This window comes from Verrucomicrobia bacterium CG1_02_43_26 (assembly GCA_001872735.1).
Lineage (GTDB): Bacteria > Verrucomicrobiota > Verrucomicrobiia > Opitutales > CG1-02-43-26 > CG1-02-43-26.
In genome coordinates, this window is record MNWT01000010.1 from 1 (window position 1) to 12,673 (window position 12,673).

Consider the following 12,673-nt stretch of genomic DNA (forward strand, 5'->3'; position numbering starts at 1 on the left):
CGGTATTGTCCCGAAAATCTGTTTCTCTTAAACGATCGGCATTATGGAAATACTTAATTAATGCTTCAACGGCCTCTTGTCTTTTTTCCTGAGAAGGGTTTTCTGACATTTCATAATCTAAAAGCAAGTTAGACAAATCTTCATTCTCGTTGATTTCTGTTTGAGATATATCTCTGTTTGTAATATCTGATAGAATTCCTTCATTATTTAATGAGTTTTCTTTGGAAATATTCTTTGTATCAAACGATCTCGGGCTTTCCACCTTTTTATCGCCCAGGGAACCTACTTCTTTATTAAGTTCTTCTTTATTGCCTTCATTGAGTGATATATTGTTTCTATTTACACCTTCCATATAGTTCAATCATTCCTATTGATAAGATAGCATTGCTTTTATTTAAAATCAAGTAATATAGGTAAAACTTACGAGAGTTTTAGGTAATTATCCCCCCATCTCAAACTCGAAGTGCAACACTGCTCATTAAATCAGTAGAATCCAGTCTCTAAAATCCCCACCCTACCCGATAGGCATGCCTTACGCTTCCCTGTTTACCGGCCAACTAAAGTACTCCTGCTTTTTTCTTTATGAATTTTAGCTTGCGTTGCCTCATTTAAGACTATTACAGCACCCCAAACAGCAAAAAGGTACCGATTTGCGAATGGGGTACCTTTTGCTTTATTAAAGTTAAACTAAAATCGCTATTTATAACCAAAGAATTTGAAAGCTTTTTGAAAAAAGGTTTTTTTCTCTGGCTCTGGTTCTGGAACCACGACAATAAATTCATCTTCAGTCATTAAGTTTTCGAATAATTTATTGATTCTCGCCTGATACTCTTCGTTGTCCGAATTCTTTGAAAGAAGAACCCTTTTGAGCTTAACAGGGCTTGCACCCGCAGCCACTAAATCGTTCACTAACTTGTCAAAATCCGTCTTTGTTGCCGCAAAATGCAGTGGGGTGAAACCTTTCTCGTTCTCGACCAAAAGAAGATCCATAATGTCCTTGATGTCTATCTTGGCCTTGATCAGGATCTCCATTATCTTTTCCGAACCATTGTTTGAAATCACTTGATGCATTACGGCGTTACCAAACTCGCCCTTGGCTAACAGCAGCTCTTTAATGTCCTTGATGTCTATCTTGGCCTTAAATAAAACCTCCACTACCCCGAGAAGAGTTTGGTCTGCTACACAACTATGCAGTAGGGTATCACCAGCGCTGTCCTTAGCTAACAGGATCTCTTTAATGTCTTTGATGCCTACATTGGCCTTAAACAAAACCTCCAATGCCTTAACCCAACCGCCTTTTCCGGCCGCATAATAGATTGGGGGTTCCCCGCTCGTGTTCTTGGCAAAAAGGAGCTTTTTAATGTCTTCGAAGTCTACTTTGGCCTCAAACAGAGCCTCCAATGCCTTACCCAAACGGCCCCATTCTGCCGCATAATGCAGTAGGTTTTTATCATTCGTGTTCTTGGCAAAAAGGAATGCTTTGATGTCTTCGAAGTCTACTTTGGCCTCAAACAGAGCCTCCAATGCCTTCTTTAAATGGCCATTTTTTGCCGCAAGACCCACTACGCTATGACCCAAAAGGTCCTCAGATAACAGGAGCTCCTTAATGACCTTAAAATCTACCTTGGCCTTAAACAAAACCTCCAATGCCTTCTTTAAATGGCCATTTTTTGCCGCAAGACCCACTACGTTATTACCCAAAAAGGCCCTCAGCTAACAGGAGCTCTTTAATGACCTTAAAATCTACCTTGGCCTTAAACAAAACCTTCAATGCCTTATCCAAACAGCCTTCTTGTGCCGCATAATGCAGTAGGTTCATCTTATTCTGATTCTTTACTAAAAGGACCTCTTTAATGTCCTTGAAGTCGATATTAGTGGCATCCAGCGCCGTCAATACCTTTTCCAAATAGCCCTCTTCTGCCGCATAAAGCAGTATTTTTCCATCCCCCAAGCCCTTGACTAAAAGGATGTCCTTGAAGTCAATCTTGGCATCGTTCAGGGTATAGATCAAATAATGCAAACAGCCCTTTTGTGTTAAAGTGCCCGCATACTTAGCCTGTGCAAATTGCTTCAGATCTTCTTTTTTGTAACCCAGTAGAGTGAAAAGCCCGTAAGGATCGTTGTTCGAAAAAATACTGACGATCATCGATTTTTCTCGCGATGGGGTTGAATCGAAAAGTTCCTGCAGTAGCGCTTTGATGCCGTATTTAGGGTCAAAATTGTTTACGTGTTTGATGATCCTGGAATTGCCCGCTTTCAGTATAGGATTCACTATTTCAAAATAGGTTTCAGTCCGCATAAAGGCCTTAACGGAGGTATCCGACTTATTATCCTGAGTATTTTTTCAGCTTTTATACGCTACTTCAATTACTCCATCACTGATAGTTCTATTTACCTTTTCCTGCAACTTCGCATACTGAGTAATAAATTCACTGTCATTCTTATATCCTTCAATGTTATCTTTATATTTTTCCTTCAATCCTCCAATGATAGGAGAGTTGTCGCACCGCTTAGATTCATCAAGAAGCACATTTTTTATAAAATCTCCATCCTGAGCCTCAAATACAAGCTCCCAAGGGGTTTCGCCTATGCCATTTACATTACGCTCGGTTAAGAGGTCGGGGTTGTTATTCTTATTATTGTTATCTAAAATGTCATGGAAGGTTTTCCAAGCTTTGATAGATCCGATTTTAACTGCCCAGTGGAAAGCGTTATTTCCCTCGACGTCTTTTTCCTCTAAACGATCGGAATTATTGAAATACTTAATCAAAGCATCCTCGGCCTCTTGTTTTTCGTCCGTAGTAGGGTCGTCGATCATTCCATAATTCATCAATATGTCAAATCCCTTGCTCGCATCCTCCTTATTGATTTTTGTTATGTCCCGATTAACTAGATCTTTTCCATGAACTTGCTCATCGTTGCTTATGCGCTTTTGGGATGGCTCCCCTTTTGTTACACGCTTTTCCTCAGAGAGGAACTTTTTTTCCTCGGAAGGGGTTCTTCTGTGCTTATTTAACTTCGAAACATTATCATCCATAATTATTTACTTTATCGTCTTTTCATTAATTTGTCAAATTAACATAAAACATTAATAAAAAAATATAATTAGATTATCACTAAATAAAGCATTACCTGCCTATTTCACTTCCTCGTCCACAATTTCACTACAAGCATTCCTATCCTTCCCTTCATTACCTGAACTAAAAACATTTTGTACTTTTTAATATCCATAAGCATCCCTGATGATAGATGCTCATACAAAAATCAATGGGTCAAGACAACTTAGTTGAGTAAAAAGGTTAATTAAGTTGCCTTGACCATAAAAATAATCCGCTTAAATTAAGCCGATTCTTGGTTTTTTTACAAACCATGCTATATTACTGTATGAACATAGGGTCTTTTAGTGGTAACACCTTATTTAGACGTGGTAGCTGTAGTGGTGATCTCAAACTCGAAGTGCAACAGTGTGGTAAAATACTGTTGCACTTCGAGTTTGAGATCACCACTACTTCGAGCTTGAGATAGGTAAGCATAAGCATCTGAACACTATTTAAGGAATGTGCTAAACATTTATTAACCGTAAATGTACTAGGGTTAATCCCTCATGCATGGGCAATCCCTTTAGCGCACATGTTTTTATGAAAAAACAGCCCAAATACTCCTCTCATTACGGGCAAAATGTCAAAAAAACACAACAAGCTCGCAACTCCATCTACTCGACCAAGCTCATTTTCATGAAATACCCCCCCGCTTCCGTCTCCTTCAACGTCTTATCTTTCCGTTCACCTCGTGTGCCCTTCGGGCTTTGAAATCACCTTCTTTTACCCGCACAAAGTCTCAATATCTATCTCTCCATTCAGAAACTTCTTAAACTCGTCATTGAATGTCCCATAATCAATCTCTTCAAGCGGTGTATATCCCACAGACATTACCGGCTTTGTCACATACAATTTATCCACTAGATTCTTATACGCTTCCGGGTTTTCGAGAGCTCTCTTAAAATGTAGGTAAAGGCCTAAAATATTCGCTACAATTAAATTCAGCTGCTTATTTTTATCATTAAGAGCATTAATCACGTTTTCGCCAACGATCTGACTGAGCGCCTCTCTCATGTCACTGCCTTCATTAACCAAAAAGTGTGATACTTTCTTGGGTTTACTTCCTAGTATATACTGATTGAAGTAAGAGCTTTTTTCATACTGCTGCTGTTTTTTCTTGAAGACAACATTTATTCCATCTTCAAGATTTTTATCTAGGTACTCGGTAATTCCCTTAGATAGCTCCAAAGTCGCAAGCTCTTCCTTGTCGCTCATTAAATACCCAAATAAGGCCTCGAGCAGTTCGGGATAAACAACAAACCGGCGAAACAGAGGATCCCCATCTTTGCCCTTTTCCTTAAATAGCTCCAAAGCTGCAAGCCGTTCCTTTTCTGTCTTTAAACACCCAATGAACGCCTCGAACAGTTTGTCATCAGCAATAACCCAACTAAACAGAGGATTCCCCAGATAGGTCTTCTCCTTAAACAGCTCCAAAGCTGCAAGCCATTCCTTTTCTGTCTTTAAACCCCCAAAGAATGCCTCGAGCCGTTTGGCATCATAAATAACCTGCACGATCACAGGATTCCCCTTATTGTCCTTTTCCTTAAAGAGCTCCAAAGCTGCAAGCCGTTCCTCTTCTGTCTTTAAGCCCCCAAAGAATGCCTCGAGCAGTTTGGCATCTTTAAAAAGCTGCACGACCACAGGATTCCCCAAATTGTCCCTTTCCTTAAGTAGCCCCATAAAAAGCTCTTGTTCGCTTTCAGACAACTGCTCAAAAAACCTTCCAAAACCTCCATTCTTCCACATCTCAGGTATTGAGCTGTGGCAAAGCGCAGAACCCAATATTAATGCCGTGGACTTTTTGTCCGTCTCTAAACGCTGCTTTTTCTTTTCAATCGTCAGCGAACTCGGATCTTTCATTAGCCGCTCACAATCCATCACGTGATTGCGATCAAATTTTATAAGGGGCAAACAGTTCTTCAATGCCCTAGGCAATTTTTCTTCAAACAAGTTTAGCTGCATCTTATCCTGCTTCTCATCAGATTCTTTGCTTATTCCTCGAATTCGATCCATGAAATCGTACAGCACACCAAGTCTAAAGCTATACTTTGCTTCTTGTAGAAACACACTTACTTCAGGCTCTTTAAGTAATTTATTCAGGAGCTCTATCGATTTTTTGTGATCAAACTCCTCGTATATTTCCTTAAATTCAGGAATATACGTTTCAATAATTTCATTTTCCGATGCTCCTTCTCTCAACGCGCTCACAATCTCAAACCGCCTAATATAACTTATTGCCAGCTTCCCGCTACCTTTCTCATTCGGGTCACTGGTGAGCCCGTAGCTCTCAATTATATTCTTCGAAAAATCTGAATCAAAATCACGAGACAATTCATATTTAATGAGCTCATCTCGAAACTCCCGATCCGATTTATCCAGCAAGGAAATAACACTTTCTCCATTATGATTTTCGATCCAAGGATCTGCCCCTAAAAAAAGCAGAGCCTGACAACTCTCCATATCCCCATGCTTAAATGCCTCTAGCAAAAACGTCGATCCATCCGCACCCTGAAAATTCACCCAACTATTGGCATCCTCATTGATTATTCCTTTCTCATCGGTAAACACCCCACGAATGATCTTGTTTACGTCCTTTGCACTCCAATGCTCACCTTTATTAGAATATGAATACTCTTTAATCTCGTCAAATGCCTTGAGATACTTGAGTAATACCTGCTTCTCTTCCTCAGAAGCATTCTCCAATTCATAAAGATCTTCAAGTGCTCCTTCTAAACTCAAATCAATCTTCTCATTTTTTGCCTCATCAGGGGTTCGAATGCTAAATTTTGGCTTCCAGTCCTTCTTTTCAATGTTCCACTTATTAAACTCCTTAATATCAGGGGCTTCATCATTCGACTCACTACGCCGCCCGGACTTCTTAGCGATTTCAACCTCCTTGCCACCAAGCTTACCAACGCCTTCACCTCCCGATTTACCGATCCGAGCCCCCTTATCGCCAATGTTTTCTCCTGTAGAATTATTTATATTCATATTATTTTAAGTTTATTATAATCTTCTTACCATTAAGCACTGTTTACATAAGGCGAATTATTTTATTATATATTCATTGCACAAAAATGCAAACTTATATTTCGAAATAAAAAATCATTCGAAAGGCAACCGTTACCCGCAATGTTATCTGAATCCAAAATATAACCGTCCGCAATACAGGTAAACATTTGATCACCAAAAAGCCCGTTTTTTGTTTCAGGTGAAACAAACGTCCATTCCTACGACGAGTTAATGCATAAAAAATGGACAAATAAACATTAAATGGCGATCGATCGGAGATTAATAAATATCAAAAAATAGATAAAAAAAACTCAATAAGAGCCATAAAATCAAACTACCGAACTGGACCCTTCAGTCGATATACATAAATTAATTAAAAAAATCAAACCCCAAAAAATTGCTTTCCCCATTGATTTCTGAGCACGCTTCAAACATACTCCTATCATAATTGTTCCCCCCTCCCTCAATCATGCACCAGAACTTCATTCCCTCATTTCTCTTCATTTTAATCTTCACCAAAACCACCCTCATGGCAGGCTATCCGTCCGATCAACCCCGCCCATGGGTTCCTATAAAGATCGAAGATACCTCACTATCGGTCCAAATCGCAAAAACACCTCAGGAACGCGCCCAAGGCCTTATGTTCCGCAAATCGCTCGCTTCAAACCACGGCATGCTTTTTATCTTTCCCTCACCCCAAAAAGTAAGTTTCTGGATGAAAAATACTTCCATTCCGCTCGACATTGCTTTCTTTGATGCCGATGGTATCCTCCTGGAAATCCATTCCCTCGAGCCATTTAACAAAACAGCTATGACTTCTAGCAGCCCGCAAGTACTTTACGCCCTGGAGGTCAATGAAGGCTTCTTCTCCAAGAACAACATCGCCCCTGGAGCAAAACTCAACCTGCCGCCCACAATCACTCAAAAATAAAACGAGCGCTCCTTCGCAAGAGCGCTCCCAAAATATAATTAATCGGGGTAAATAAGCTTACTTCTTATTCCACCAGTCACTTGCCTTACCGGCATAATGATAGGCACTGTCTTTGGCTTTACCACACAAATCATAGGTCAACTCCTTAATAGCAACTCCGGTATTAGCTACAAAATTAGCCGCATTCAAAGCGTTATGACCCCCAAGGCCCATAATACCACCGGCTGCCAGCGTAATAATATTCTGCTCAGTAATAGTAGTTGTAAAAATCTTGTGATCCATATTAACCTCTACGCCCTGTTGATTCTTAACCGCAATCACGTCTTTACGATTACTGCTAAAATAGTTAACAATAAATTCGCGCCCATCAACTTTACCACGCATCACATTTGCGCCTTCGCCATAAAATTTAAACTCTAAATCATTAGGGTTAGAATAAGTCACAACAGGAATCTCTTTACCGTCAATCTTCACAGCTACCAACTTCAAATAACCGTCACAGGCTTCGCCTCCTGGAATCTTATCCAAAACAGTCTGCATCGGCTCTTTAGGGTTAAGCACCACCTTACCTGCGTAAGCCTTATTATCTTTGCTTTTGCATTGGTTGCTCGTATTATACTCAAACACCAAAGCTTTATCCGTATTGTTATATACTTCTGAGGTAAAGTAAACACCGTCTATGGCGCCAAATCCAACATTAAAGGCTGCCGCAGCAACTACGGTTGATAATATAAATCTCTTATACAATTTCATTTTATTGTCCTTAATCTAGGGTTAACGTTTATTTTGAGACTATTATTAGAGCACTGCCAAAACCGCTTGTCAATAAATTTCAAAACAAAAGGATACAGCTTCTATAAAGGGTTAATGATATACCTATAAACCCTACTACCCTTTCTGACGCACCCCTTCGGGCACCCCGTCCTCAGACACACGCCCTTCTCCGCCTATCTTCAGTAATGGAAATATCAGCAAAGCCATGACAACCGCAGAGGCAATCAAGTACATTAGAAACGCGCCTGAATTCATACCGCCATCACCAGCCTCAGGCATAAAAGCATAGCCCATAACGATCGGCGAAACTCCTCCCGCAAGCCCAAAAAAGGCCGTCTGCAAAGCCACCCCTAACGCCTTATTCTTCTGGGGAGACACTTCATCAATATACTTGTAGTGGGAGGTGTACCACATCAAATTACCTACTCCTAGCACAAAAAAGCTCACCGGCATCAATATCCCCAAGCCCACAAGCCCCCCTACAAACAAGATCCAATAAACCGTCGCTCCCAAGAAACACACCATAGCCACGATAAACATAGGCTTAACACCTGCCTGATCAATAACCCCACGTATCATTAACCCTGCTATAATACTACCCATAAACTGTATTACAGTATACAATATAATTACATTATCCGTTAAACCCGTTTCTACTTTTAAATAATTAACCGAAAACGGAATAAACGAATGCCCGGCCAACGTCCACAGCACCGTTATCACCAAGTAAAGCCTAAACGGGCTCGCTTTAAACAGCAACTCCGGAGTATGTTTAAACATATCCCGAAAACTCCCCGCCCTCACCTTCTTCACCCCCTTCAATCTCCCCAATGCCCCAATCGAAGCAATCGAGGTAACAACCGTCATTCCGTACACCAGTACATACGCCATGTACTCTTCAAGCGTTCCAAACAATACAAAGCAGCCCAAAAGTGCTCCCAGTGAGGCCAAGTAAATAAAGGACTGATCAGTTGCGAAATACTTCCCCTTCAAATCTTCCGGGACAAGATCGTATAGCCAGGGATAAAATGCGGCGTAGCCAACAGCTCGAAATATGCAAAAGCCAAAAATGCTCCAAACTAAAGCATCTGCCATCCAAGAATGAGCCCCATTCCGTGCAGCCAAGGCCATCAGTATAGGAACGGTTAGCAAGAATGTTCTGGCCACCCAGGATGATATCATCTGCCGCTTATAGCCCAAATGGGGTATAAGCGCGGTCGCCAATACCTGCAGCGGCAACATCAAAAATTGAAATGATGTAAGCAAGCCTACTTGAAAAGTTGTTGCTTCTAAATAATTAGCCAGCAATATAATAGGGTTACCTAGGACAATCGTCCATGTTATCCCATTGAAAAACGCAAATGTTAGCCCGTGTCTGTACGCATAAAGCGTACTCTCTTTAAATTTTGACATCTCTAGTTTTTACCTCTGTTACCCTTTCTTATAGTTTTTATTTGATTTTATTATATTTGATGTAAATTTTACACCATAACAAAGATCCGACTTGAGTTCAACCCTTGATTCACATTTTTTATTGTAGCCTTCTTTGCAGACAGCACCAATAGCTGCATTCATGCCACAAAAAAAATCCAAACAACTTACCATCAACACCAAAATTACCTGTCATGATCCCAAACAATCCCACAAAAGCTTACATCGCCATCCTATTTGCATTTATTGCTTTGCTACCTGCGACAATGGGTAATCCGGGAGTCTTTTCAGATAGCCCCTCGAATGCATTCATTCCATCAGTTCACTACTTTAATACCGTGGAATCAAAACTTGGAATTACCTTCTATAAGCAGCTTTCTACCTACATTCAGTACGTCTATTTTCTCGATAACCTAAAATGTAGCCAAAATAATACACATTACCATTTCGGCGCAGATCCTAAATTACCCGCAGTAAAACAAAATCTAATCAATTTATTTACTAACCTACACGAGAGAATTGACTCAAAATATCATAACGAAATTTACAACCAATTCTATACAAATGCTAGGTTAGGTAAGACTCTTTTTGGCAAATTCGATATGGCTATTGTGAATCTCTCCGGTTTTGAGTGCAATAATTGTCAAACAAGCACTATCCATGAAATCCTAAATCCCATTCTCTCCTTCATCCAGCAATTTCAAACGAAGTACGCTCATGACATGGCAATCCAACCTTCCTATCAAGAAAAATCCGTTCATCAAAAATCGCACAATTTCATTGAGCAACAAACAGTTACCACTTATTGGCCCCTACCGATTGACCTCCATTACGTAGACTAAAGTTCTTCTAGTGAACTAACGTTACAATATTGACAGCTCTTAACAATCTACGCATCTTACAAGAAGAGTCATGTATAAAGAACAACCGGCCTTGAATCCTAAACCTAAATATCAACGCATTATCCTGAAGATCAGTGGTGAAGTCCTTCGGAATCAAGAAAACGGGGAGACCATTGATGCTGAAGTGCTTCAAAACATTGGTAAACAGCTCAAAGATGTTCACGATATGGGAGTCCAAGTCGGCCTCGTTGTGGGTGGTGGTAATATTTTCCGTGGTCTAAATGGTGCCAGCAATCGTGGTGTAGACCGTACTACTGGTGATTATATGGGTATGCTCGCCACTGTCATCAATGGCATGGCTATTATGGATGCATTAGAAAAGATGGGTGTCGATGCCCGCCTTCAAAGCGCAATCCCCATGAGTGCCGTTGCCGAACCGTTTATCCTACGCCGCGCCATCCGTCACATGGAAAAGGGGCGTCTTGTTATTTTCGCCGCAGGGATCGGTAATCCTTATTTCTCAACAGACACTACGGCTGCCCTTCGCGCTAACGAAATAGGTGCCCAGATCATTCTGAAAGCCACAAAAGTTGACGGTATCTACGATAAAGATCCTAAAAAATTCCCAGATGCAAAAAAATATACCGAACTTTCTTTTCTGGAAGCTCTGCAAAAACGCATCAAGGTAATGGATGCCACCGCTTTCTCCCTTTGTCTGGATAACCACGTACCCGTACTCGTCTTTAACATGAATAAAGAAGGCAGTATACGTGATGCCATCCTTGGTGCCAGCATTGGCACTCTTGTGCATTAATCTTTTTTTTCAATATTTAAACAACTAAACCATCTATTCTTATGAACGCTTCTATTGATGCCACCAAAATAGTCAAAGACATGACCCAAAAAATGAACAATTGCGTAGATCACGTCTTGAAAGAATTTAGTACGATTCATACCGGCAAAGCATCCCCTGCTATGGTAGAAAATGTCATGGTAGACGCTTATGGCTCTGCTATGCGAATGAAAGAAATCGCGGCAATCATGACACCTGATCCGCGCTGTATCACTATTCAGCCATGGGATAAAAGCATGTTGCAAGAAATTTCAAAAGCGATCCAAAAAGCAAATGTAGGCTTAAACCCTGTCATAGACGGCGCCCACATACGCTGCCCCATTCCGGAACTCAGCGGAGAACGTAGAAGCGATTTAATCAAGGTAACGCACACAATGGCAGAAGATGGCCGCATTGCTATTCGATCAGCCAGACGGGATGCCATTGACACGCTTAAAAAAGAGCAAAAGGCAGGCTCCATTTCCGAAGATGACCTTGTCCGCTACGAAAAGGAAATCCAGCATATCACCGATAAGCATAACAACGAAATTGCAACGCACCTTGTTAAAAAAGAGCAAGAGTTGAAGCACATTTAACCCTCCATTTATGTTCCTACATAAGGGACAACTCGTTGTCATCAAGCTCGGTACGCGTGTTTTAACGCAGGGTGTCGGTATTCTGAAAACAGATCTGATTCGCTCTGTCTGTCACGATATTGCTGTGCTTAAAAACATGGGTCTATCCATCATTATTGTCAGTTCCGGTGCTGTCGGGCTTGGCATGGGGCGACTTGGTTTTGATAAGCGCCCTAAAGATATCACAACCCAACAAATTTGCGCTGCAGTTGGCCAAAGTCTTCTCACCGAAACCTGGCAAAATGGGTTTGCGCCCCACGGCATAAATGTTGCTCAATTACTTCTCACAAGAGATGACCTTCGACTACGCAACCGCCACGTAGCCGTCAAAAATAGCCTCCATAAAATTCTTTCTCACGGCATTATTCCTATTTTAAATGAAAATGATGCTATCAGCGCAAACGAGTTGAAATTTGGAGACAATGACATCCTAGCCTCTCTTGTAGCCAGCATTGTGAAAGCACAACTGCTGGTTATCTTCTCTTCCGCTCCTGGTCTATTAGATAAGACAAATAATATCATACCGGTTGTTCCCAGTATCACCAAAGACATCGAATCTCTCGCCGGCAATACTACAGATGTAACGGGCACAGGGGGAATGGTCAGTAAATTGATGGCTGCTAAAATTTCAACTCAATCAGGCTGTGGTGTTTTTATCACTAGCGGCCTTAAACCTCACCCCATTCAACACCTGCTTGAAGGCGAGCCTGAAGGCACTTTCTTTGTTCCGAAAAAACAATCCTTACAATCTAAAAAACGCTGGATCGCTTTTTTTGAACACCCTAGAGGTAGTATACAAATAGATGCCGGCGCGGCAGATGCTCTTATAAACCGAGGCGCTAGCCTTTTAGCCAAGGGAATTATTTCTACGAATAGTAGTTTTGCTAAAAACGATGTTGTCAATATAGAGCACCCAGCGGGTAATCCTATCGCACGCGGGATTACGCAATTTAGCCAGGAACAAATTGATGCCATCAAGGGCATGAAGTCCAGCGAAATACAACCCCTCTTTCCAAAACACAAGAAACTGGAAGTGATCCATCGGGATCATTTAGTGACGTGGGAGGCTTAGGGAAAATACTTCCAGCATTGATTCTCACCGAACACCATGTTATAAA

Annotated in this window: 12 protein-coding genes and 1 pseudogene; 6 read left to right on the forward strand and 7 right to left on the reverse strand. The window is 41.1% G+C overall.

What is annotated here, in order from left to right:
* The 4 genes and pseudogenes from AUJ82_03865 to AUJ82_03880 form a co-directional block, all read right to left on the reverse strand.
* A pseudogene (locus AUJ82_03865) lies at positions 1 to 352 on the reverse strand (hypothetical protein).
* A gap of 344 nt (positions 353 to 696) precedes the next feature.
* On the reverse strand, positions 697 to 1,686 hold the full coding sequence (locus tag AUJ82_03870) for a hypothetical protein (GenBank protein OIO60005.1): 990 nt from the start codon (positions 1,684 to 1,686) through the stop codon (positions 697 to 699).
* Positions 1,687 to 1,693: 7 nt separating this feature from the next.
* Entirely contained in the window at positions 1,694 to 2,299 is a 606-nt protein-coding gene (locus AUJ82_03875) for a hypothetical protein (GenBank protein ID OIO60006.1), read from the reverse strand.
* Between the two features lie 45 nt (positions 2,300 to 2,344).
* Complete coding sequence (locus tag AUJ82_03880) at positions 2,345 to 3,037, reverse strand: hypothetical protein (protein ID OIO60007.1); 693 nt, start codon at positions 3,035 to 3,037, stop codon at positions 2,345 to 2,347.
* 571 nt (positions 3,038 to 3,608) lie between these two features.
* Between AUJ82_03880 and AUJ82_03885 the strand changes: the two genes are divergently transcribed.
* The gene (locus AUJ82_03885; GenBank protein OIO60008.1) at positions 3,609 to 3,809 is read left to right on the forward strand and encodes a hypothetical protein; all 201 of its coding nucleotides are present in this window, start codon (positions 3,609 to 3,611) and stop codon (positions 3,807 to 3,809) included.
* A gap of 12 nt (positions 3,810 to 3,821) precedes the next feature.
* Here the strand turns inward: AUJ82_03885 and AUJ82_03890 are convergent, their stop codons facing one another.
* Positions 3,822 to 6,089: a hypothetical protein gene (locus tag AUJ82_03890; GenBank protein ID OIO60009.1), complete on the reverse strand. Its 2,268-nt coding sequence runs from the start codon at positions 6,087 to 6,089 to the stop codon at positions 3,822 to 3,824.
* Between the two features lie 490 nt (positions 6,090 to 6,579).
* Here AUJ82_03890 and AUJ82_03895 point away from each other — a divergent pair, with 490 nt between their 5' ends.
* Positions 6,580 to 7,041 carry a hypothetical protein gene (locus AUJ82_03895; GenBank protein OIO60010.1) on the forward strand — a complete coding sequence of 154 codons (462 nt, stop codon included), beginning with the start codon at positions 6,580 to 6,582 and terminating at the stop codon, positions 7,039 to 7,041.
* A 57-nt stretch (positions 7,042 to 7,098) separates the two neighbouring features.
* Here the strand turns inward: AUJ82_03895 and AUJ82_03900 are convergent, their stop codons facing one another.
* Together AUJ82_03900 and AUJ82_03905 are read right to left on the reverse strand one after the other, a co-directional pair.
* Positions 7,099 to 7,794, reverse strand: coding sequence for a hypothetical protein (locus AUJ82_03900; GenBank protein OIO60011.1), 696 nt, complete (start codon positions 7,792 to 7,794; stop codon positions 7,099 to 7,101).
* Between the two features lie 135 nt (positions 7,795 to 7,929).
* On the reverse strand, positions 7,930 to 9,228 hold the full coding sequence (locus tag AUJ82_03905) for a hypothetical protein (protein OIO60012.1): 1,299 nt from the start codon (positions 9,226 to 9,228) through the stop codon (positions 7,930 to 7,932).
* 212 nt (positions 9,229 to 9,440) lie between these two features.
* On the opposite strand from AUJ82_03905, the gene AUJ82_03910 reads away from it, so the two are divergent.
* The 4 genes from AUJ82_03910 to AUJ82_03925 all read left to right on the forward strand — a co-directional run bounded on the left by AUJ82_03910 (position 9,441) and on the right by AUJ82_03925 (position 12,627).
* On the forward strand, positions 9,441 to 10,088 hold the full coding sequence (locus AUJ82_03910; GenBank protein OIO60013.1) for a hypothetical protein: 648 nt from the start codon (positions 9,441 to 9,443) through the stop codon (positions 10,086 to 10,088).
* A 70-nt stretch (positions 10,089 to 10,158) separates the two neighbouring features.
* Positions 10,159 to 10,902 (forward strand): UMP kinase, encoded by a 744-nt coding sequence (locus AUJ82_03915; protein ID OIO60014.1) that lies wholly within the window; start codon positions 10,159 to 10,161, stop codon positions 10,900 to 10,902.
* A 41-nt stretch (positions 10,903 to 10,943) separates the two neighbouring features.
* A complete protein-coding gene (locus AUJ82_03920) occupies positions 10,944 to 11,516 on the forward strand; it encodes a ribosome recycling factor (protein ID OIO60015.1) in 573 nt (190 codons plus the stop codon).
* 10 nt (positions 11,517 to 11,526) lie between these two features.
* Positions 11,527 to 12,627, forward strand: a complete 1,101-nt coding sequence (locus tag AUJ82_03925) for a glutamate 5-kinase (GenBank protein OIO60016.1) — start codon at positions 11,527 to 11,529, stop codon at positions 12,625 to 12,627.
* Positions 12,628 to 12,673: the final 46 nt, after the last annotated feature.